The sequence below is a fragment of the Arthrobacter sp. GmRoot5-12 genome (genome assembly GCF_059739365.1).
The window spans coordinates 924,694-946,779 of the sequence record NZ_AP046056.1 but is presented as its reverse complement, the minus strand read 5'-3'; the positions used below and the strand labels follow the sequence as shown (position 1 = coordinate 946,779).

The following is a 22,086-nucleotide window of genomic DNA, read 5'->3' as shown; positions in this document are numbered from 1 at the left end:
GCCTGTCCCGCACTAATCCCGCGGACTAAGCCCGATGAAGGCCCCGAGTTCCTCCAGCCCCGCGGGCTTGTGCGGCATGTAGCTGGTGAGGTCGGGGGAACGGATGATGACCGCGCGCCACTGGCCGCGGGACACCGCCACGTTGATGCGGTTCCGGTTGAGCAGGAACTCCGCTCCCCGCGGAGCCTCTGAGACGGCCGAGCATGCCATGGAGACCAGCACTACGGGAGCTTCCTGGCCCTGGAACTTGTCCACGGTGCCCACCCGGACATCGGGCAGTCCGGCCTCCGCCAGGTGCCTGCGGATCAGGTGGACCTGGGCGTTGTAGGCGGCCACCACCAGCAGGTCCTGCTGCCCGAGGGGGCGGGATTCGGTGTCCGGGCCGCAGGTCCATTTCAGGCCCAGGTGCCGGCGGGCCTGGCTTACCACTTCTGTAGCTTCTTCTTTTGACGCGGTGGCGTTGCCGGTGTGGTTGACGAACACCGTCTCCACCCCGGGCGCCAGGACCTCCAGTTCGCGAAGGGACGCGGCCGGAGCCGATGCCAGCCTTCCCTCGTAGCCGAGGTTCGACACTGCCCGGCACAGGTCCGGATGCATCCGCCAGGTATCGGCGAGGAAGTAGCCCAGGCTTACGGGAAGGGTGGCGTGGCCGGCCGCGAGCCAGCCAAGCGCGGACTGGTCCACTGGTTCCGGGTGCGCGCCCTGGGTGACTTGCGGGAGCTGCTGGGGGTCGCCCAGCAGGAGCAGCCGCGTACCCGCGACGCTGACCGCCAGGGTGTTGGCCAGCGAGAACTGCCCGGCCTCGTCAATGACCAGGAGATCGAGGGACCCGGCGGGGACTTCCTTGCCGGTCATGGTCCACGCGGTGCCGCCCACCAGGCATCCGCCCGGGGATGCCAGCAGGCGGGACACGTCGCCTTCTGAGGTGAGGTTCCAGGGGACAGGATGGGGTGCGGCCAGTTTCTTGCCCACCACCTGGGGGTCCACTCCGCCGGTTTCGATTGCCCGGCAGAGCAGGTTTTCCACCACGTTGTGGGACTGGGCAACCACCCCGACCTTCCAGCCCTCGGCCACCAGCCTGCCGATGACGTGGGCACCAACGTAGGTCTTGCCTGTCCCTGGCGGACCCTGGACGGCCAGATAGGAGTGGTCCAGGTCCCGCAAAGATTCGGTGATGGCCCCCGCGTAATCGGCTGAACCATCGTCGCCATGCCGGACGTCCGCCGGCCCTGGCAGCGAGTGGAACCGCGGCGGCAACTTGCGCAGGATGTCCAGGCCCGGTTGCGCGGGGAGGGACGGCACCGAAGCCCCGACAGCGCTGGCGATGTCCGCGATGGCTGCTTCAATGCTGGCGGTGGCCAGGGGCTGGTCCTCCGTGAGTGCCACCGGAAGGTGCGGATAGGCGCGAACTTTGCCGGTCTCCCGCTCGGCAATGGTCACGAAGTGTTCCGGGCTGTCCGGTGCCGGCTCCAGTTCGCTGATCCTGGTCCCGAAGGAGTAGGCCCTGGTCCCCGGGGCAGCGTCCGGGGCGGTCATGCCATCAGGTCCCGGGGCGTCGTACAGCCGGCACCAGTTGGAGTCGGCGCGGAAATCGGAGCCCTCCGTCATGGTGCCTCGGAGCTTCAGGACGCGGGTTTGCATCCGTTCCCGGGGCTTGGCCAACGCCCAGTCCGAGACGACTTCCGCTGACGATACAACGAACACGTTCCGTTGATCGGACCAGTTTTCCAGCGGCGCCTCGACCCGGTCGAAGTGTTGCCACCAGAACTGCTTGCGCTCACGCCGGTGATATCCGGTGGCTGCCGCAACCATGGCGATGGCACGCTCGTCGTCAGTCCACGGGCGGTTGTCCGGCAGGCCGGCAAGATACTCGCGGAGCCGACGTTCTTCGGCGGTTTCGTCCTGTGCATCCTGGCGTCCGTCGACTGCGGGATCTGTCGGGGGAGCAACGGTCAAAGCAGCCAGGTCAGGGGCGTCCCCTGACGCTTGGGCGGCCGCAGGGGCCACGGAAGCGATTCGAAGCAACCAGTCACGCAGCCGAAGGGTGGAGAGGCAGTCGTACCGGTTGTAGTCGGAAATCGACGCCAGGATGGTGTCGGCCTCGTCCTGGCGCCCTTCATCGCGGGCGGCACAATAGGCGGCGTAGGCAACCACCGAAGCGCCGGCGTCCTTGACGTCCCCGGACCGGAGGTTGTCTCCCATGTACAGCGGTTCAAGCTTCTTGATGGAGTACGACGCCTCCGAGATCCGAAGGGAATGCCGCACCGTGGCGTACAGGTCCACCAGCAGCCCCTGCCGGAGCCAGTCATCCACCGTGTCCTCGCCCGCCTGGTGCGCAAGCGAAAGGTTCCGCAGCGCGGTCTTTTCGTACGGGGCGTAGTGGTAAACGTGCATGTCCGGGTACCGGGCACGCCGCTTCTCCACGTAGTCCAGGAAGTCCAGGAAGGCGCGGCGCTCCCCGGAACGGGAGTGCGCCCAGAACGGGCGGAAGACGGGATCACTTTCCGCACCAGGCACCGGGGCCTCGATGACGCCAAAGAGGTACTCAATGCCCCACGCGCCGGTGGCCGGGTCCTGCCACAGCGGATCGCCCTCGAAGTCGAAGAAGATGTCCCCGGCACTGGGGGCGGGCAGCGATCCGATGGTGTTGTCCGGAAGGACCGTGTAGGAGACCGTGTGCGGCTGGCCATCCTTGGTAAATGTCCTCGAGCCTGCGGGCTGGTCCAGGCCCAGCTGCATCCTCGCCTGGGCGCGGAGCCGGGCCACGGAGTTCCTGGCTTCGCCTGCCGGCATGGCTGCCAGTTCATCGATGCTGGTGATCTTCGCAGCATGAAGTTTCCGTCGCTGGACCACGGACATGCCCGCCACCATCAGCAGATCCCTGTGCAACTTCACCTGCTCGGCGCAGTAGTCGCAGCGCCCGCAATGCACGACGCCGGGCTGCTGCCACTGGACGGGACCATCGGCCGCCCGGTGGGTGGCTGTTAGTTGGCGGAAGCGCCGCCGTCGTTCACGGAAAACGGGCAGCAGGTCCGGCAGGGAATGGCTGCTCCGCAGCCAATCGTCGCCGACGCGGGTGCCGAGGACCAGTGTGACGGCGGGGGAGGGATCCAGCCCCATATCGAGGAGCTGGTCGCCGTAGGCAGCCAGCTGCAGCAGGGCCCCCACCTTGGCGTGCCGGGCAAGCTTGGTGTCCCAGACCTCGTACCGGCCGGGGTTCCCGGTGCCTGCCGCCTCATTGACCAGGAAATCCGCGTAACCAAGGAACTCGCCGTCGAAGAAGGTGGCCTGGAACACGACGTCCGCCCCGGACCGCAGGGCAAGTTCGGTCTCTGCGTGTTTCGCCTGAAGCTCGCCGCGGAGGTTTTGGCCGCGGTCCAGTGAGTAGACGCCGGACCCGCGGCCCGCGTCCCATTGGCCGTACTTGGCCACCAGGCTGGCCAGCACGGTCTGTTCATGCCGGTCGCCCAGTTCGCCGGCGCGCTTCTGCATCTCATCGACCGGGAACTCTGCCTTGGGAGTACGCCCCAGCTTTTCGTCCAGGATTCGCAGCGTGCGGTACTCACACTCGGAAGCTGCCACAAGGTCGCTGGCGGAGAAGACCAGGTCCGGCGGCGCAGCGGATCCGGCATGATGACCGGCAGCGTCCAGCAGAAACACGGGGCCTCCCCAACTGTTTGCGGGCCCGGAGACGGTTTCCCTGGCCTGGAATCAAACCTAGCAAGAGGGACTGACAAACAGGCACCGTGGGTAATTGGTTAGCCCATTTGGGTGGTTGGAATTTCCGTGGACGCCGGAGTCCCGCAGCAGTACCCTTTCAGTGCGGGCAGCCGCCACAAGCGCCTGGCCGGGAGATGAAGAAGGCGCCCATCCAACTCCGGCGCCGCGTTTGGGTCTGCGATCTGGGGGCAACCAACCGGCCCTATCGGCTGCTGCGGGCCTTGGCCGCCGCCGGCAGCTAACGGAAATCCCATATCCCAGAAACGGTTCCAGTCATGACTGTCCTTCTTCGCCGCGCTGCCATCTTCAGCCTCGCCGGGCTGTCCATCCTCGCTGGGAGCGCCGCTCCGGCCCAGGCAACCAACGACGCCGCCAGTTGCGTCGGAATTATTGTTTCCACCCAGGCGCAGGCAGGGGAGCTTGACGTGAACTACTTCAAGGACCTGGCTGATGACGAAGACGCACCCAATTTCGGGCAATTCGTCCAAGGCGGTGCGCACTTGCACTACGGCTCGATGGAGGCATGCCTTCCTGATTAGCTCCTGATCAGCCAGCCTGACCAGGGCGCGCGCGACGGCGGGACTTCCCGCCGTCGTCGGCCGCACACCTTGGGTGACTTAAGTCAGGCGGGCAACGCTCCGCCGTGAAGGACGCCGGGCAGCCGCGTCGGAGAACAGCTCCGGGGTGGATTCCTGGATGCGCTGGACGTCCTCGAAGACGGCGCGAAGGTGAAGGCGCAGGCTGCTGTCCGCATCGGAGAGGTCGTTGGCTTCCAGAGCGTCCACCACGGCCGTGTGCTGCTCGATCAAGGTGGAAACGGGCCGGGTGTCCAGCAGGCTCATCCGGCGCGCCCGGTCCAGGTGTGCCTTGGCGGAGTTGACCGCACTCCAGGCGGATTCGTGTCCGGCCAGGCGCAGGAGTTCCCGGTGGAAATCCTCGTCCAGCCGGAAGAATTCCTCCACGTCGCCGCTGGCGTCAGCATCCGACTGCGCCTTGAGAATACCCCGCAGGACGGCGATGCCTTCCGCGTCCACGGCGAGATCCCGGAGCGACGCGCACTCGATGGCTTCGCGGATGAACTGCGCTTCGGAGACCCGCGCCAGGTCCACCAGCGAGACGAACGAGCCGATCTGGGGAAAGACCTGCACCAGTCCTTCCTCGCGGAGCAGGATGAGGCTTTCGCGCACCGGCGTGCGGCTGACGCCCAGTTCCTGCGCCAGCTCGTTCTCGGATAGGGGCTCGCCCGGCGGGAGTTGCAGCGAGATGATCCTGCTGCGGAGCGTCTCAAGGGTTTGGTCGCGCACCGAAAGCCGGGGGGAAGCACCTCTTTTGTCCGTTGCCATGCCATTAGTCTAGTCCGTTGACACACTAGAATGGTAGTGCTTGTATGGTAGTAGAAATCGAAGTGCTGCCGGTTCACTGATGCCCATCCGAGGGGCCCGGCCGGGCAGTCCACAGCTTTCCGCTGTTCAATCCCCTTCAACGTTTTTCCTCCCCCTAGACAGCATCACCTGCAAAGGAGCAACTGATGACCGAAAGCATTGCACCGCCCACCGGCAGCAAGGTTGAAGCCCGGAACACCCGCGACCTCGCAAAGGTGGCCGTCTCCGGCTGGCTTGGCACGGCCATGGAATTCATGGACTTCCAGCTGTACTCGCTGGCAGCCGCCATCGTCTTCAACAAGATCTTCTTCCCGGACGTCAGCCCCGTCATCGGCCTGATCGCCGCGATGGCCACCTACGGCGTGGGGTACGTTGCCCGCCTCTTCGGTGCCGTCTACTTCGGCCGCATGGGCGACCGGATCGGCCGCAAGAAGGTCCTGTACATCACCATCGCCCTGATGGGTGCCTCCACCACCCTGATCGGCGTACTTCCCACCTACGCCATGGTGGGCATCTGGGCACCCATCCTCCTGGTGGCCCTGCGCCTCATCCAGGGTTTCGGGGCCGGCGCGGAAATCGCGGGTGCCACGGTGATGCTGGCGGAGTTCGCTTCGGCTCGCCGACGCGGCATCATCTCTTCCCTGGTCTGCCTGGGCACCAACTCCGGAACCCTGGGCGCCTCGGCATTGTGGGCCATCCTGGTCAGTTCCCTTTCGCAGGAGGACCTGCTGAGCTGGGGCTGGCGCGTCCCGTTCCTTGCCAGCTTCGTGATCATGCTGTTCGCCGTCTGGATCCGCCGCTCCATCAAGGAAAGCCCGGTCTTCGAACAGCGTGCCGACGTGGTTGACGGCGTGGCACTCACCAAGGACAAGATCAAGAGCGCAGCCGCAAAGGCCCCCGAACTCGCGGGAACCAGCACCATCGAAGCTGCCCTGCACCAGAAGAAGGGCAAGGCGTTCCTGATCGCACTGGGCCTGCGCTTTGGCCAGGCCGGCAACTCCGGACTGGTGCAGACCTTCCTGGTGGGCTACCTGGCCACCGTCCTGATGACGGACAAGAGCGTGGGCACCAACGCGATTATGTACGGCTCGATCCTCGGCTTCGTCACCATCCCCTTGATTGGCCTCCTTGGTGACCGCTTCGGCCGCCGCCCCCTGTACCTGGTGCTCAGCGCCCTCACTGCCCTCTACGCCATCCCGATGATGCTCATGATCACCAGCGGCAATTCGGCGCTTATCACCATCGCCATGGTCATCGGCCTGAACCTCGGCGTGCTGAGCCTCTTCGCCATGGAAAGCGTCACCATGGCCGAGTTCTTCGGTGCCCGCACCCGCTTCACGCAACTGGCGCTCGCCAAGGAGATCGGCGGCATCCTGGCCACAGCCATCGGCCCGCTGCTGGCGGCAACGCTTACCGCAGTCACCGGACACTGGTGGCCGCTCGCCGCCATGGTCATCGGCTACTCGCTGATCACCCTGGTCTCCGCAGCTGTTGGCCCCGAGGTCCGCGGCCGCGACATGGTCCGCCTGGAGGACGCAGTATGAAGGCAGTCGTCGTCCACGGTGCCAACGACCTCCGCATCGATGACCGGCCCGAGCCCGTCGCCGGGCCCGGAGAGGTAGTGCTCGACGTCGAATGGGGCGGCATTTGCGGCAGCGACCTTTCGTACTGGCGCCACGGAGCGTCGGGTACCGCGGCGCTGAAGTCACCGCTCGTCCTGGGGCACGAGGTGGCGGGCCGGATCGCCAAGCTGGGCGCCGGCGTCGAACATCTCGAAGTGGGCCAGCCCGTCACGGTGCATCCCGCCGAACTGGTGGGGGACGGCGCGCTGCCGGAGCGGCTCCGGGGCCGGACCAACCTCTACCCGCAGATCCGCTACTTCGGCTCGGCGGCGTTCGACCCCCACACCGACGGTGGGTTCAGCGAACGGAAACTCGCCAAGGCATTCCAGGTCCGGCCGCTTCCGGACGGGGTGGACACCCTCCGTGGGGCACTGGCGGAGCCGCTCGCCGTCGCCATGCATGCCGTCAGCCGCGCCGGCAGCCTGCAAGGCCGGGACGTGCTGGTCAACGGTGCCGGGCCCATCGGGTCGCTGGTCACGGCGGCCGCCAAGTACGCCGGAGCCCGGACCGTGATTGCCACCGACATCAGCGACGCGTCTCTGCGGATTGCCAAGGCCATGGGCGCCGACGAGGTACTGAACGTCTCGCACGGGGCACTTCCCACGGACATGGAGCTCGTCTTCGAGGCCACCGGCATCCCCGCAGTCCTGGGCGGAGTCCTGCGCGCCACGGCCCGCGGCGGCACCGTCGTCCAGGTGGGCAACCTGCCCGGCACCCCTGCGGCCTCCGCGCTGGGGGACCTGGTCACCCGGGAAATCACCTGGATCGGGTCCTACAGGTTCGTGGATGAAATCACCGATGCCTTGCAGGCCATGAAGGACGGCCTGGACGTCTCGCCCATCATCACCCACAAGTTCGCCATCGAGGACGCGGCGCAAGCCATGCAAACGGCCGCGGACCCCGCGGCCGGCAGCAGCAAGGTCATGCTCCGCCTCAGCTCGGACTGACACCCACCCCCACCAAAACAGCGGTAAGTGCCCGTTCTGAACCCTCACAGCGGGCACTTACCGCCACCGAACATTGCATACCACCATGAGAAGGACTCCCAGTGAAGATCACCGACGCACGGGTTGTGGTTTCGTCGCCCGGACGGAACTACGTCACGCTCGTAATTGAAACCGAGGACGGCATCACCGGCATCGGCGACGCCACTTTGAACGGTCGCGAGCTGGCTGTAGCCTCCTATCTCTCCGAGCACCTCTGCCCGTTGCTCATCGGCCGCGATGCCCGCCGCATCGAGGATGCCTGGCAGTACTTCTACAAGGGCGCCTACTGGCGCCGCGGCCCGGTGACCATGACGGCCATCGCAGCCATCGACGTCGCACTCTGGGACATCAAGGGCAAGGCGGCCGGCATGCCGGTCTATGAACTCCTGGGCGGCGCGGCCCGCGAGGGCGTGATGGTCTACGGACACGCCAGCGGCACTACCCTTGAGGACCTCAGCGCAGACTTCCAGCATCACCTGGACCTTGGCTACAAGGCCATCCGCGCCCAGGCAGCCGTGCCCGGCCTGGACAAGACCTACGGGATCGCCCCCGTGGACGGCAGACTCTACGAGCCGGCCAGCGGCAACGTGCCCCAGGAAGACACCTGGGAGACCACCGCCTACCTGGACTTCGCACCGAAAATGATGGCCCACGTCCGAGGGGAGTTCGGCTACGGCGTCCACGTCCTGCACGATGTCCATCACCGGCTCACGCCCATCGAAGCAGGCCGGCTTGGCGCCTCCCTTGAGCAGTACCGGCCGTTTTGGATTGAGGACCCGACGCCGGCCGAAGACCAGTCGGCATTCCGCCTGATCCGCCAGCACACCACCACGCCCGTGGCTGTGGGCGAGGTGTTCAACTCCATCTGGGACTGCCAGCAGCTCATCACCGAACGCCTGATCGACTACATCCGCACCTCCGTCTCGCACGCCGGCGGCATCACGCACCTGCGCCGCATTTTCTCGCTCGCGGACCTCTACGGCGTCCGCTCCGGCTCGCACGGCGCGGGTGATCTGTCGCCGGCCTCGTTCGCAGCCGCACTGCACGTTGACATGAGCATCCCCAACTTCGGCATCCAGGAATACATGGGCCACCGCGACCCCGCCGGGGAAGTCTTCACCACCTCCTACACCTTCAGCGACGGCTACATGCACCCCGGGGACGCTCCCGGCATCGGCGTAGAGTTCAATGAGGAAGCCGCCGCACGCTTCCCCTTCGACCCCAAGTACCTGCCGGTGAACCGGCGCCTGGACGGATCGGTGCACGACTGGTGAACACTGCAGCCCACCAACCCTTTGACGTGGTGGTGATGGGGGAGATCCTCGTCGAAGTCGCCACCGACCTTCCCTTTGCCCACGGCGTTCCCGCGCAGCTTGGCATCTCCGGCGACGCCCTCAACGTCGCAGCCTCCGCAGCCGCCGCAGGCGCCACGGTAGGCCTGTTGTCCGTGCTGACCGATGACGAATTGGGCCACGCCATTGCCGCCCGTATCGCCGAACTGGGCGTTTCGACCGACCTTCTAAAGTTCCGGCGCGGCCAGCAGGGCGTTTACCTGGTCCACAGCGATCCCGCCGGCGAACGCGAGTTCTCCTACGCCCGCAGCGGCAGCGTGGGTTCCACCTTGGGCCCGGAGGACGTCGATCCCGAAGTTGTCGCGGCAGCCGGGGCCCTGGTGGCGGGCGGCATCGCCTGCGCCATTTCACCAACGTCGCGCGCCGCCGTCGTCAAAGCTGCCGGCCTGGCCACACGCTTTGTCTACGATCCCAATTACCGCCCCCGCCTCACCACCGTGGAAGAGGCGACGGCGGCACTCACCGCCCTGGCGCCGCAGGCCTTCCTGGTCACGCCGTCATTCCCCGGCGAGACGGATGCGCTGCTGGGCGTTGCCTCTCCGCAGGAGGCCGCGGCCAAGCTGCGCTCGCTGGGTACCGCCAACGTTGCCGTCACCTGTGGGGCGGAAGGGGTCCAGCTCGAATGGAGCGGCGACGCCGCCCTAAATGCCGGCTCTGCGTGGGTGCCGGCGGTTCCCGCCCCCGCCGTGGTGGACCAGACCGGTGCCGGGGACGCGTTCGTTGGGACGCTCACCGCGCGTCTGGTGCTGGGCGACGACTTCCCGACGGCGGCATGTTTCGGGGCTGCCGCATCGTCGCTGGTGGTGGGCGGCAAGGGCGGTACCGGTTTCATCCCCACATTCGAACAGACCAGGGCGCACGCCTCCGGGAACTTCGCCGAAGGAGCGCAGCCATCGAACGCCTGACTACATCTTCCCTGGCAACCAGCGGACACCAGGCCGGCATCAAGCGGGACAAACTGCAGCCCGGCATCGTCCACCTGGGCCTGGGAGCCTTCGCCCGCGCCCACACCGCGGTCTTCACGGAAGACGCAATGCTTGCCGCCGGCGACTTCGAGTGGGGGATCGTCGGGGTCACCCAGCGTTCCGGCACCGTGGCCCGGCAACTGGCGCCCCAGGATGGCTTGTTCACCGTGGCAGAACGGGGAGGCAACGCCGCCCCGCTGCGTGTGGTCTCCAGCATCGTCGACGCCATATCCGGGCGTGACAACCCGGAACTGGTGGTCGAGCGGATCGCCGCACCGGCCACAAAGATCGTCACCCTCACCATCACGGAAAAGGGATACCGGTTCGATCCGAAAACCCGCACCCTTGACCTGCAGGACCCGGATGTCCAGGCGGACCTCTCGGGACGCCCGCCGCGTACCGCCATCGGGCAGATTGTCCGTGGCCTGCAGCAACGGCCACTCACGGGTGCCGGAGCCATCACCGTGGTGTCCTGCGACAACCTGCCCGGCAACGGCGAACTGACCGGAACCCTGGTCCGGAATTTCGCGGCCGCCCTGCCCGCACCTGAAAGCGAACCCCTGCTGGCCTGGTTGGCAGGAAACGCAACCTTCCCCAGCACCATGGTCGACCGGATGGTGCCGGCCAGCATGCCAGGCGACCTGGCCGGCGTCGAACGTGAACTTGGCCTTCGGGACGAAGCCGCCGTGGTGGCCGAACCCTTCAAGCAATGGGTGATTGAGGACAATTTCGCCGCCGGCAGGCCACGCTGGGAGGATGCCGGGGCGGTGTTCAGCACCGACGTCGCCGCGTGGGAGGCAGCAAAGCTGAGGCTGCTGAACGCCAGCCATTCGATGCTGGCCTATCTGGGGCTCGCCGCGGGCAAGGAAACCATCAGCGACGCCGTGGCCGTGGACGCGTTCCACACCGCCTGCCGGCGCATGATGCTCCAGGAAGCGCTGCCCACCATCACCCTCCCGGCCGGGCTGGGCGGGGAGCAGTACTGCGACGAGGTGCTCCGCCGCTTCGCCAACCCCGCCCTGGGCCACACCACCGCGAAAGTGGGCAGCGACGGTTCCCAGAAGATAGGGCTGCGCCTGCTGCCCACCATGAGGGGAACGCTCGACGCCGGCCGCGAACCCCGCTGGGCTGCGCTCGCCATTGCCGCGTGGATGCACCATGTGGCCACCACCCTGGAAACCGACCTCAACGATCCGCTGGCCTCGGAGCTGAACGCAACACTGCCGGCCGCCAGGGACGCCGACAGCGTGGTGCCTGCACTGCTGGGCTTCCGGCCCGTTTTTGACCAGGACCTGGCGGAACATGGCGGCTTCCGCAACCTGCTCCTGCACTGGTACCGCATCATCGAAACCAACGGGCCGGACGGCCTGGGAAATGAGATCAACCATGGCTGACGCATCAGGCGTCCTTGGCGTTTCACCTGTCATCCCGGTGGTCACCATCGACGACCCCCAGGATGCGGTGCCCCTGGCCCGTGCCCTGGTGGACGGCGGCGTGAAGATCATCGAGCTGACGCTGCGCACCGACTCCGCGCTGACCTCGCTGAAGCTGATCGCCGAGGAGGTGCCGGACATCCTGGTGGGCGCCGGCACCATCCTCACGCCGGGCCAGGCCGACGCCGCCGTCCAGGCGGGTGCCACATTCCTGGTCAGCCCCGGTGTCACCCCGGCCCTGCTCAAGCACATGCTGTCCCTGGACGTCCCGGTGCTGCCCGGCGTCGCCACCGTGGGCGAGGTAATGGCCGTCCTGGAAGCCGGATTGGATGCGATGAAGTTCTTCCCCGCCGGGCCTGCAGGCGGTCCGTCCTATCTGGCGGCCATCGGGGCGCCCCTCCCGCACGTGCAGTTCTGCCCCACCGGCGGCATCAGCCTGGCCACCGCCCCGGATTACCTTCGGCTGCCGAATGTGGCCTGCGTGGGCGGCAGCTGGCTCACTCCGGCGGACGCCGTCGCGGCCAAGGACTGGGCGCGGATCACCAGCCTGGCCAGCGGGGCGGCCGCGCTGGGCCGGTAATCCACCCCGCAAGCCGGCCGGGCGTCAGCTCTCGGCTGCGGCAGCCCGGACCTGGGCTTTGTCGTGCTCCGCGTGGGCGTTGCGCAGCAGCTCCATGAACTCGGTTTCGTTGCGGACCAGCCGCTTGTACTTCTCGGGAAGCTTGCGGATCTGGTTTTCTTCGCGGCACATCTTGGCGAAGATCTTGTCGCGTTCGGCCATGTCCGTCTCGTAGTTGAGGTCCATGTATTCCGTGGCGTGGCGCCGCGCCCCGGACACCGCGTTCTTGGCCTTGCCCTTGGGGCTGAAGATGGACGCCAGGATGGTCACCACCAGGACACCCAGGATGACGCCCAGCGAGACAACGGTGCTGACCTCCACCACGTTGACGTGCTTGCCGTCGTTGATGAAGGGAAGGGTGTTCTCGTGCAGGGCGTGCAGGATGAGCTTCACGCCGATGAAACCCAGGATGACCGCCAGGCCGTACGAAAGGAAGATCAGCCGGTCCAGCAGGCCGTCAATCAGGAAGAACAGCTGGCGCAGGCCCATCAGCGAGAACGCGGTGGCGGTGAACACGATGAACACGTTCTGGGTGAGGCCGAAGATGGCCGGAATTGAATCCAGGGCGAACAGGATGTCCGTGCCGCCGATGGCCACCATCACCAGCAGCATCGGCGTCAGGACCCGCTTGCCGTTCTCCACCGTGAAGAGTTTGTCGCCGTCGTAGTGTTGCGACGCCGGCAGGAGCTTCCTGGCAAGCCGGACCACCAGGCCTTCGGAGTCGTCGTCGTGGCTGTCGGGTTTGAGCAGGTTGCCGGCGGTGAGCAGCAGGATGAGCCCGAAGATGTAGAACACCCAGGCAAAACTGTTGATCAGTGCCGCGCCCAGGAAGATGAACGCCGTGCGGGCGATCAGGGAGAACACGATGCCGAACAGCAGCACCTTTTGCTGGTCCGCGCGGGGCACCTTGAAACTGGCCATGATGATGAGGAAGACGAAGAGGTTGTCCACTGACAACGCCTTCTCCGTCACGTAGCCGGCAAAATATTCCGTCCCCATGTCGGGTCCGCCGAACACCAGTACGGCCAGCCCGAACAGCACGGCAATGCCCACGTAGATCGAGGACCAGGTGGCGGATTCCTTGAGGGAGGGCGTGTGGGCCTTACGGACGTGGAAGAAGAAGTCGAAGGCCAGCAGCCCCACGATTCCCGCAATGGTCAGGGTCCAGATATAAGCAGATACTTCCACGCGGCGGGCCTTTCGTCGGAGGGTCCCTCCAGCCTACCTAAGCGGGCTTCAGGAGTTCGTGCTCCATGACGGCGGTCCGGGACAGCGTCTTGTAGCCCTCCTGTTCAAAGAGCACCGTGATGACGTCGTCCTCGTGCCGCATCACCAGGCCGGGCCCCCACTCCTTGTGCACCACCGCGGACTGCAGCGGGAAAGGCTCGGCGGCGGCGGAAGCCGGCCCGCCGCCGTCGGACGCCTTGCCCGGCTGTTTCTTCCCCTGCTTTTGCTTGGCGTGGGACTTCTTTCCCGCCTTCCCCTCGTCCAGCTGCCCCGCGTCCCCCGAAGCGGCAGCAGCGCACCCGTCGCAGTTTCCGCACGGCTCCGGCAGGTCCTCGCCGAAGTAGCCCAGCAGGAACTGCCGCCGGCAGCCGTCCGTCTCCGCGTACGCACGCATCATGGTCAGCCGGGACTGGTCCACGCGCTGCCGGGCTTCGGCGAGTTCGACGGCGTCGTCCACCAGTGCGGGCAGCTTGGCTTTGGAGGTCAGCCGGATGCCCCGCTTGCCTGTGCTGACGGCGCCAATCTCCTCCAGCTGGTTGATGAGTCCCGTGATGCGGCGGGCGGGTAACCCGGTGAGCTCGGCCAGGGACGCCTTGGGCGCGGGAGCCTTGGCGGCCTTGAGGATCTTCAGCACGGCCAGGAGGGAACCGGGGTCGGGGGAGTGGGTGCCGAAGAACTTCCGCAGGCCGAGGTCCTCGGAGCGGTAATGCAGCACGGCGGATGCGGGGTCGCCGTCCCTGCCTGCCCGTCCGATCTCCTGGTAGTAGGAGTCCAGCGACTCCGGAATGTCGGCATGCACCACGAACCGGACGTTCGGCTTGTCGATGCCCATGCCGAACGCCGTGGTGGCAACCACGACGTCCAGCTGGTCAGCCAGGAACAGCTCATGGATGTGTTCCCGGTCCCTCGCGGAACGGCCGGCATGGTACGCCTCCGCGCGCAGCCCCTCCTTGACCAGCTTGGCCGCGTATTTCTCCGTGTCCTTCCGGGTGGCCGCATACAGCAGGCCTCGACCCTTCCCGGCCAGCTCCGCCACCTGCTCAAGGAAGGCCTTGCGCTTGCCCTTGTCCTCATGGTGGCGGACCACATCGAGGCTGATGTTGGGCCGGTCGAAGCCATGGACCAGGACCAGTGGCTGGTTCATGCCCAGCCGCTCCACGATCTCGTCCCTGACCGGCGGGGAGGCCGTAGCGGTCAAGGCAGCCACGGGCGGATTGCCCAGCTGTTCCCGGACATTGCCGAGGGCGAGGTAGTCAGGTCGGAAATCGTGGCCCCAGGAGGAAACGCAGTGGGCCTCGTCCACCACGAAGAGGGAGATGTTTAGGGCTTTGATCCGGTCCACGGTTGACTGCTTGGCCAGCTGTTCGGGGGCGAGGAACAGGAACACGGCCTGGCCATCCTCGGCGGCCTGCCATGAAGCCTCGACTTCGGCGTCTCTGTGCGAGGAGTTGATGGCCACAGCGGCATCCGGCCCGAGCGCCTGGGCCAGGCCGTCCAACTGGTCCTCCTGCAGGGCAATGAGCGGTGAAACCACGACGGCGGGACGTCCGGTGGTCCTGTGCAGGTGCAGGGCGGCGACCTGGTAGATGGCGGATTTGCCATATCCGGTGGGCATCACGGCCAGGACGTCGCGGCCGTCCGCAAGGGCTGCCATGCCAGCCAATTGGCCGTCCCGCAGGTGGGGCAGCGAGAAGGGTGATTCAGCAAGGGCCCGGAGGGCTGGTTCGTCGGCCATGGAAAGCGGCTCCGCACAGAAGAAAACTGCGGCCGCTTGCTTCAGCCGTAGGAACCACCCTACGCCAGCCCCGCGCCGCCGTCGTAAACCTTCGGGCGTATGTGGAAAAGCAGGCCGGACAGGGTGTCAGCCCACGGGCCTGCCGGCCGGCGGCCGTCCTTGACTTCAGGGGCAGCCTCAACAACTGTGGAAATTACCGAAACGGCTGGGCAGCAGGCGCATCTGGGACCGGCAAGCAAGGAGAACCCAACGTGGCGCGCGAAAACCCGAAGGTCGAAGAACCCGACGAATCCGAACTTGAGGTGAGCGGCCATCCCAAGACCTGGGCTGCCGGCGTGCCCGGCGTCTACCACTCGATGCAGCCTGCCCTCAAGCACATGGGCGTGGAGCGCTCGCGCAAGACCCTGCTGGCGCTGAACCAGAAGGACGGCTTTGACTGCATGAGCTGCGCGTGGCCGGACCCGGGCCACCGCAAGACCTTCGAATTCTGTGAGAACGGGGCCAAGGCGGTCACCTGGGAAGCCACCCCTGTGGTGGTCGGAAGCGAATTCTGGGCCGGGCATCCCGTCAGCGAACTGCGCCGGCGCACCGAGTACTGGCTGGGGATGCAGGGCCGGCTCACCGAACCGGTGTACAAGCCCGCGGGGGAGGACCACTACCGTCCGGTCAGTTGGGAGGATGCCTTCACGATCATCGCGGACAAGCTGAAGTCCTTGCCCAACCCCAACCAGGCAACGTTCTACACCAGCGGCCGCACCTCCAACGAGGCCGCCTTCCTGTACCAGTTGTTCATCCGGGCCTACGGCACCAACAACCTGCCCGACTGTTCCAACATGTGCCACGAGTCCTCGGGCTGGGGCATGGGCCAGACCATCGGCGTGGGCAAAGCGACCGTCTCCTACGACGACTTCGGCAAGGCCGACCTGATCATCGTCATGGGCCAGAACCCGGGCACCAACCACCCGCGCATGCTGACGGCACTGGAAGAAGCCAAGGAGGCCGGCGGCCACATCGTCGCCATCAACCCGCTGCCCGAGGCCGGACTGATGCGGTACAAGAACCCGCAAAAGGTCAAGGGCGTCATCGGCCACGGCACCCAGATTGCCGACCAGTTCCTGCAGGTGCGGATCGGCGGGGACATGGCCCTGTTGCAGGCCGTTTCGAAACGGGTGCTGGATGCCGAGGATGCCAATCCGGGCAACGTCCTGGACCACGCCTTCCTCCAGGAACACTGCGAGGGGCTGGCTGAACTCCGGGCGCACCTGGCCAACCTCGACGAAGCCGCGGTCCTCGAAGCCACGGGTCTGCGCAGCGGGGAAATCGATGAACTGGCGGCCCGCTACCTGGCTGCGGACAAGGTCATCATCACCTGGGCCATGGGCATAACCCAGCAGAAAAAGGGCGTCGCCACCATCAAGGAGATCATCAACCTCCTGCTGCTGCGCGGCAACATCGGAAAACCCGGCGCCGGGGCTTCCCCAATCCGCGGCCACAGCAACGTCCAGGGTGACCGCACCATGGGCATCTGGGAACAGATGCCGCCTGCCTTCCTGGACGCCCTGGGCAAGGAGTTCAGCTTCGAACCGCCCCGGGAACACGGCGCGGATGCCGTGGAAACCGTCCGGCAGATGCGCGACGGTGGCATCAAGGTCTTTGTGGGGCTTGGCGGCAACTTCGTGGGCGCGATGTCGGACACCTCAACGGCCGAGAACGCCATGGAGAACACCGAACTTTCCGTGCAGATCTCCACCAAGCTAAACCACTCGCATGGAGTCACCGGGGCTGAAGCGCTCATCCTGCCAACCTTGGGCCGGACGGAGATCGACCGCCAGGAAACCGGGCCGCAGTTTGTTTCAGTGGAGGATACCGTCTGCGCGGTGCACTCTTCCCACGGCACGGTGGAACCGGTGGGACCCAACCTGCTGTCCGAGGTGGCGATCATCTGCCGGCTGGCCCAGGCGACGCTGGGAGACACCATCAACGCCGACTGGGCCGGCTTCGAGAAGAACTACGACCTCATCCGGGACCACATCTCCCGCGTTGTCAACGGGTGCGGGGACTACAACCGCAAGATCCGGCAGGACGGCGGCTTCGTGCTGCCCAACGGCCCGCGGGATTCACGGACTTTCCACACTCCCACCGGCAAGGCCATCCTGACGGTCAACGAACTTGAGCACGTGGAACGCCCCGCCGGCACCCTGATCCTGCAGAGCATGCGCTCGCATGACCAGTTCAACACCACCATCTACGGCAACAACGACCGTTACCGTGGCATCAGGAAGGGCCGCGAAGTGGTTTTCGTCAATCCGGCAGACCTTGCCGAACTGGGGCTGGCCGACGGGCAGCGCGTGGACATCCGCGGCGTATACAAGGACAACGTGGAACGGGTCCTCTGGAACTACCGCGTGGTGTCCTATCCGTCCGCGAAGGGCTGTGCCGCGGCGTACTACCCCGAGGCCAATGTCCTGGTTCCGCTGGACAGCGTGGCCGAGGGCAGCCAGACACCCGTGTCCAAGGCGGTCATCGTCCGCCTGGAGCCGGTGAAGGTACTGGAGGACGAGCCCACCGCCGCGGGCTGACTGTCCTCGCCGGCTATTGACCGGTGTCCGCCCACCCGCTGCCCGCCGGCCCGCCGTGGGCGCCGTCGTCGATCAGCTGGAACGCCACCTTGGCAGCCTTCTCGATGGCTGCACCAGCGGCTTCCCTGTTCCCGGCGCTGCCCGTGCCTGCCTCCAGCGCTGCCGCGTAGCCCACCAGGAACGTGGTGACGGGGGCGGCGGCATGGATGACGTTCTCGGAGGATTTGCGGGCCAGGTCAAGGAGCAGCTCCTGGTCCATGTTGAGGTCAAGGATCTGCAGTGCCTGGGCCAGCCGGTGGCTCCACTGGTCCAGCACCCGTGCTTCGTCGTCGTTCATTGCCATGGTTCTCCTTAGCGCCGTTGGTGCGTTTACGTGTCGATGGTGGACATGTTGGGGTAGCGGGCGCCGGCAGTTGCTCCGGCCGGTGCCAGCTGGTCCAGCAGCTCAAGCTCGTCCTGGCTGAGCTCGATGTCCACGGCGCCCAGGTTCTCGCGCAGCCGTTCACGTTTCTTGGTGCCCGGGATGGGGACGATATGTTCCCCCTGCGCCAGCAGCCAGGCGAGGGCCAGCTGGCCGGGAGTGCACTGTTTTTTGTCGGCCAGCTCCCTGACCCGGTCCACGAGTTCCAGGTTGCGGGTGAAGTTGTCGCCCTGGAAACGCGGGGAGTGGCGGCGGAAGTCGTCCTCGGCGAAATCGTCCACGCTGCGGATCTGCCCGGTGAGGAACCCACGGCCCAGCGGGCTGTAGGGCACAAAACCGATGCCCAGTTCCGCGAGCACGGGGAACACCTTGGTTTCAGGCTCCCGCTCCCACAGCGAATACTCGGTTTGCAGGGCGGTGATGGGGTGCACGGCGTGGGCCCGCCGGATGGTCGCGGCGGATGCTTCGGACAAGCCAAGGTGCCGGACTTTTCCGGCCTGGACCAGTTCCGCCATGGCGCCAACCGTGTCCTCGATGGGAACGGTCTTGTCCACCCGGTGCTGGTAGTACAGGTCGATGTGGTCCACGCCCAGGCGCTGGAGGCTGGCGTCGCAGGCGGACCTGACGTATTCGGGGCGGCCGTTGATGCCCACCCAGGAACCGTCTTCGCGGCGCTCGTTTCCGAACTTGGTGGCCAGGACCGCTTCTTCGCGGCGGCCGGCGATGGCGCGGCCCACCAGTTTTTCGTTGGTGAAGGGGCCGTACATGTCCGCTGTGTCCAGCAGGGAGCCGCCGGCGTCCAGGAACTCGTGGATGGTGGCGATCGACTCCTGCTCATCGCCGTCGCCGTAAAATTCGCTCATGCCCATGCAGCCAAGGCCCAGGGCGGACACTGTGAGTTGTCCAATGGTGCGCGTTTTCATGGGTGCTCCTCAACGGTAGAACGTGTTCGGAAACCAGCCGGCAGCGTCCGTTTCCAGGGCAGCGGAACCGGTTGGTGCAGCGTACGCCACTATAGGGGTTTCCCTCATGGATTGCTCCCCTAAACAAGGGGCTTCATACCCCTAGACCCCTTGGGGGGCCGTGCCTAGACTGGGCGAATCCCCACCCGGAACCGTTGCCTGACCACTTCACATATCAGGACGCACCAATCGGCCAGGGCTGTTCCCCTCGCGGGATGTGCCACCCAACCAGATCACGGCCGTCCCACCGGACGCCTGACTACAGGAGCGATAGATGACAGGGAACAAAGCCGTTGCCTACAAAGAAGCCGGCAAGGTGGAAGTAATCGACATTGACTATCCGACGTTTGAGCTCAAGGACGGGCCAGGTGTCAACCCCGCGAACGTGGGACGCCCGGTCAACCACGGAGTGATCCTCAAAACGGTGGCCACCAACATCTGCGGATCGGACCAGCACATGGTGCGCGGCCGTACCACGGCTCCGCCCAACCTGGTGCTGGGCCACGAGATCACCGGCGAAGTGGTGGAGGTGGGCCGCGATGTCGAGTTCATCAAGGTGGGCGACCTCTGCTCGGTGCCGTTCAACATCGCCTGCGGCCGCTGCCGGAACTGCAAGGAGCGCAAGACCGGCATCTGTTTGAACGTGAATCCCGCGCGCCCCGGCGCCGCGTACGGCTACGTGGACATGGGCGGGTGGGTCGGCGGCCAGGCCAACTACGTTCTGGTGCCGTACGCAGACTGGAACCTGCTGAAGTTCCCGGACAAGGACCGGGCCATGGAGAAGATCATGGACCTGGCCATGCTTTCGGACATCTTCCCCACAGGGTTCCATGGCGCAGTCACGGCAGGGGTGGGCGTCGGTTCCACCGTGTACATTGCCGGGGCCGGTCCCGTGGGTCTTGCGGCAGCCACCAGCGCGCACCTGCTGGGGGCCGCCGTCGTCATCGTGGGCGACATGAACGAAGACCGGCTGGCACGGGCGCGCAGCTTCGGCTGCGAAACCGTGGATCTGACCAAGGGCGATCCGAAGGACCAGATCGAGCAGATCCTGGGCGTCCCGGAGGTGGACTGCGGCGTCGACGCCGTGGGATTTGAAGCGAAGGGCCACGGCCACGATGCCAAGGAGGCGCCGGCAACGGTCCTGAACTCCCTGATGGAGCTCACGGCCGCTGGTGGAGCCCTTGGTATCCCCGGCCTGTACGTCACGGGCGATCCGGGCGGCATCGACGAGGCCGCCAAGAAGGGCGCACTGTCACTGAGCCTCGGCACCGGCTGGGCAAAATCGCTGAGCTTCACCACTGGCCAGTGCCCGGTGATGAAGTACAACCGGCAACTGATGATGGCCATCCTGAATGACAGGGTCAACATCGCCAAGAACGTCAACGCCAAGGCCATCCCGCTGGAGGAGGCACCGAAGGGCTACGCGGAGTTCGACGCCGGCGCAGCTACCAAGTACGTCCTCAATCCCAACGGCTACTTAAGCTGACGCGGCGGCGGGCGGGGATGCCACCAAGGGCCCCTTGCTTGCGGAAATAACTGTTGCCCGGGCCGGGTTAGGCTTTGCACGGGCAACACAAACCGCAAACGAAGGAGTTTCCCTTGAGTGACATCACCGTCCGCCACAATCCCGGGCGCGAACGCTTCGAGATCCTCGACGCCGGCAACGTGATCGGCAAGGCGGTGTACAAGGAGTACGACGGCGGGGAGTCGCCGCAGCGGATTTTCTACCACACGGTGATCAACGAGGAATACGGCGGGCAGGGCCTTGCCGGGCGGCTGGCCACGGCTGCCCTGGACAGCACGGTCCAGGCCGGGAGCAGCATCATCCCGGTATGCCCGTTCATCAAGAAGTTCCTTGCAAAGCACCCGGAATACTCGGCCAACGTGGTGCCTGTGGCGCCGGCGCACCTGGAATTCCTGGACAGCGCGCTGGCCGCCCGCGCCCGCGGCTAGCGCATCCCTATCACACCCGGCGGAACACCCCGCAAGCCTTCAGGAAGCTCCCAACCGCCGGTGATTTAATCAGCATCTGTCAGCGCGGCTCACCGCCGCGCTGGTGTTGTTTTTGATTGCCGAGGCGGGACAGGAGCCCTTGTATGTCCGTGCACCCCATGGTGCCCACACCAGGCCGCGGTGCTCCGCTGCAACCGCCGGGCAGGCCATCAAACGGCAAGCCAGCTCCGGGCAGGAACCGGGGCCACAGAAGGCTGCTGTGGCTGGCCCTTGCGGTAGTACTGGTCATCGTCGGGACCATCACCCTGGCCGTGGTCCGGTCCGAGCCACCCACCGGTGCCGTGGTCCCCACCCAGCCGGCCGTACCCGCAGCGCCGGTGGCGGCAGCTCCGCCGTCGTTGCAGGACAGCGTGGACGACATCCTCAGTGACGCGGCCGAATACCGGATTGGGCTGGCGCTCGCCGATGTGTCCGGAGGTGCGGAACGGACGTTCGGCGACCAGGACACGTTCACCGCGGCCAGCACGGCCAAGATCCTCACTGCCGCCGCCTACTATCACCTGGTGGAAAACGGGCAGGCGGGCCTGGAGGATCCCATGGGCGACTACGACGCCGCGTTCCAACTCAAAGCCATGGTCAACGACAGCAACAACGACTCCTGGCTGTTGCTGATGGATGCCGTGGGGTACCCGCAGTTGATCGCCTACGCGGGCTCCATCGGCATCACCTACGACCCCGAACAAAACCTCCTGACCGCGGCGGACATGGCCCTGATCCTGAAGAAGCTCTATGCAGGCGAACTCCTGGACAAGGACAACACGGCGCAGCTGCTCAGCTACATGCAGGACACCAACAACGAGGACCTCATCCCGGCGGGATCACGGTCCGGAGTGGACGTGTACCACAAGTACGGGGAAGTGTCCGGGGAACTGCACGACGCCGCGCTCCTGAGCTACCGCGGTTCGACCTTCGCGCTGGTCATCTATACGGAGAACCCCGACGGCGGGGCGGATGAGGGCCAGGCCGAGGTGATCCGGGACCTGACCAGGGCGGTGGAGGACGCACTCTTCCCGGTGGGAGTGGCAGGAAAATAGCGCACGCCACACCGCCCGGGAGCCCGCCGAGTCGCC

At 66.1% G+C, this 22,086-nt stretch carries 17 protein-coding genes; 11 read left to right on the top strand and 6 right to left on the bottom strand.

The window, feature by feature from the left end:
- Positions 1 to 12 precede the first annotated feature (12 nt).
- Complete coding sequence (locus AC6JAM_RS04220; RefSeq protein ID WP_497934135.1) at positions 13 to 3,660, bottom strand: TM0106 family RecB-like putative nuclease; 3,648 nt, start codon at positions 3,658 to 3,660, stop codon at positions 13 to 15.
- A gap of 335 nt (positions 3,661 to 3,995) precedes the next feature.
- Here AC6JAM_RS04220 and AC6JAM_RS04215 point away from each other — a divergent pair, with 335 nt between their 5' ends.
- Positions 3,996 to 4,259 carry a hypothetical protein gene (locus AC6JAM_RS04215; RefSeq protein ID WP_018771390.1) on the top strand — a complete coding sequence of 88 codons (264 nt, stop codon included), beginning with the start codon at positions 3,996 to 3,998 and terminating at the stop codon, positions 4,257 to 4,259.
- 78 nt (positions 4,260 to 4,337) lie between these two features.
- Here the strand turns inward: AC6JAM_RS04215 and AC6JAM_RS04210 are convergent, their stop codons facing one another.
- Positions 4,338 to 5,063 carry a GntR family transcriptional regulator gene (locus tag AC6JAM_RS04210; RefSeq protein WP_142068455.1) on the bottom strand — a complete coding sequence of 242 codons (726 nt, stop codon included), beginning with the start codon at positions 5,061 to 5,063 and terminating at the stop codon, positions 4,338 to 4,340.
- 185 nt (positions 5,064 to 5,248) lie between these two features.
- Here AC6JAM_RS04210 and AC6JAM_RS04205 point away from each other — a divergent pair, with 185 nt between their 5' ends.
- The 6 genes from AC6JAM_RS04205 to eda all read left to right on the top strand — a co-directional run bounded on the left by AC6JAM_RS04205 (position 5,249) and on the right by eda (position 12,040).
- Positions 5,249 to 6,646 (top strand): MFS transporter, encoded by a 1,398-nt coding sequence (locus AC6JAM_RS04205; protein WP_497934134.1) that lies wholly within the window; start codon positions 5,249 to 5,251, stop codon positions 6,644 to 6,646.
- Positions 6,643 to 7,671 carry an L-idonate 5-dehydrogenase gene (locus AC6JAM_RS04200; protein WP_056389340.1) on the top strand — a complete coding sequence of 343 codons (1,029 nt, stop codon included), beginning with the start codon at positions 6,643 to 6,645 and terminating at the stop codon, positions 7,669 to 7,671. Before AC6JAM_RS04205 ends, AC6JAM_RS04200 begins: the two co-directional genes overlap by 4 nt.
- Positions 7,672 to 7,772: 101 nt before the next feature.
- Positions 7,773 to 8,984, top strand: a complete 1,212-nt coding sequence (gene manD, locus AC6JAM_RS04195; RefSeq protein WP_056389343.1) for a D-mannonate dehydratase ManD — start codon at positions 7,773 to 7,775, stop codon at positions 8,982 to 8,984.
- Entirely contained in the window at positions 8,981 to 9,967 is a 987-nt protein-coding gene (locus AC6JAM_RS04190; RefSeq protein ID WP_497934133.1) for a PfkB family carbohydrate kinase, read from the top strand. The genes manD and AC6JAM_RS04190 overlap by 4 nt, the downstream gene beginning before the upstream one ends.
- Positions 9,901 to 11,421, top strand: coding sequence for a mannitol dehydrogenase family protein (locus AC6JAM_RS04185; RefSeq protein WP_497935902.1), 1,521 nt, complete (start codon positions 9,901 to 9,903; stop codon positions 11,419 to 11,421). Before AC6JAM_RS04190 ends, AC6JAM_RS04185 begins: the two co-directional genes overlap by 67 nt.
- Complete coding sequence (gene eda / locus AC6JAM_RS04180) at positions 11,414 to 12,040, top strand: bifunctional 4-hydroxy-2-oxoglutarate aldolase/2-dehydro-3-deoxy-phosphogluconate aldolase (RefSeq protein WP_223993965.1); 627 nt, start codon at positions 11,414 to 11,416, stop codon at positions 12,038 to 12,040. The genes AC6JAM_RS04185 and eda overlap by 8 nt, the downstream gene beginning before the upstream one ends.
- A 24-nt stretch (positions 12,041 to 12,064) precedes the next feature.
- On the opposite strand, the gene AC6JAM_RS04175 is transcribed toward eda, so the two are convergent.
- Positions 12,065 to 13,267: a TerC family protein gene (locus AC6JAM_RS04175; RefSeq protein WP_497934131.1), complete on the bottom strand. Its 1,203-nt coding sequence runs from the start codon at positions 13,265 to 13,267 to the stop codon at positions 12,065 to 12,067.
- A 37-nt stretch (positions 13,268 to 13,304) separates the two neighbouring features.
- Positions 13,305 to 15,041 (bottom strand): RecQ family ATP-dependent DNA helicase, encoded by a 1,737-nt coding sequence (locus AC6JAM_RS04170; protein ID WP_497934129.1) that lies wholly within the window; start codon positions 15,039 to 15,041, stop codon positions 13,305 to 13,307.
- Between the two features lie 251 nt (positions 15,042 to 15,292).
- Here AC6JAM_RS04170 and AC6JAM_RS04165 point away from each other — a divergent pair, with 251 nt between their 5' ends.
- Complete coding sequence (locus AC6JAM_RS04165; protein ID WP_497934127.1) at positions 15,293 to 17,620, top strand: FdhF/YdeP family oxidoreductase; 2,328 nt, start codon at positions 15,293 to 15,295, stop codon at positions 17,618 to 17,620.
- Positions 17,621 to 17,633: 13 nt separating this feature from the next.
- Here AC6JAM_RS04165 and AC6JAM_RS04160 read toward each other — a convergent pair whose 3' ends face one another.
- Positions 17,634 to 17,963, bottom strand: a complete 330-nt coding sequence (locus tag AC6JAM_RS04160) for a DUF6457 domain-containing protein (RefSeq protein ID WP_026266091.1) — start codon at positions 17,961 to 17,963, stop codon at positions 17,634 to 17,636.
- Between the two features lie 26 nt (positions 17,964 to 17,989).
- Positions 17,990 to 18,964 (bottom strand): aldo/keto reductase, encoded by a 975-nt coding sequence (locus AC6JAM_RS04155; RefSeq protein ID WP_018771378.1) that lies wholly within the window; start codon positions 18,962 to 18,964, stop codon positions 17,990 to 17,992.
- 313 nt (positions 18,965 to 19,277) lie between these two features.
- Between AC6JAM_RS04155 and fdhA the strand changes: the two genes are divergently transcribed.
- The 3 genes from fdhA (at position 19,278) to AC6JAM_RS04140 (ending at position 22,050) form a co-directional block, all read left to right on the top strand.
- Positions 19,278 to 20,489 (top strand): formaldehyde dehydrogenase, glutathione-independent, encoded by a 1,212-nt coding sequence (gene fdhA / locus AC6JAM_RS04150; protein WP_018771377.1) that lies wholly within the window; start codon positions 19,278 to 19,280, stop codon positions 20,487 to 20,489.
- A 113-nt stretch (positions 20,490 to 20,602) separates the two neighbouring features.
- Entirely contained in the window at positions 20,603 to 20,956 is a 354-nt protein-coding gene (locus tag AC6JAM_RS04145; RefSeq protein WP_497934125.1) for a GNAT family N-acetyltransferase, read from the top strand.
- Between the two features lie 143 nt (positions 20,957 to 21,099).
- Positions 21,100 to 22,050 (top strand): serine hydrolase, encoded by a 951-nt coding sequence (locus tag AC6JAM_RS04140; protein WP_497934124.1) that lies wholly within the window; start codon positions 21,100 to 21,102, stop codon positions 22,048 to 22,050.
- Positions 22,051 to 22,086 lie beyond the last annotated feature (36 nt).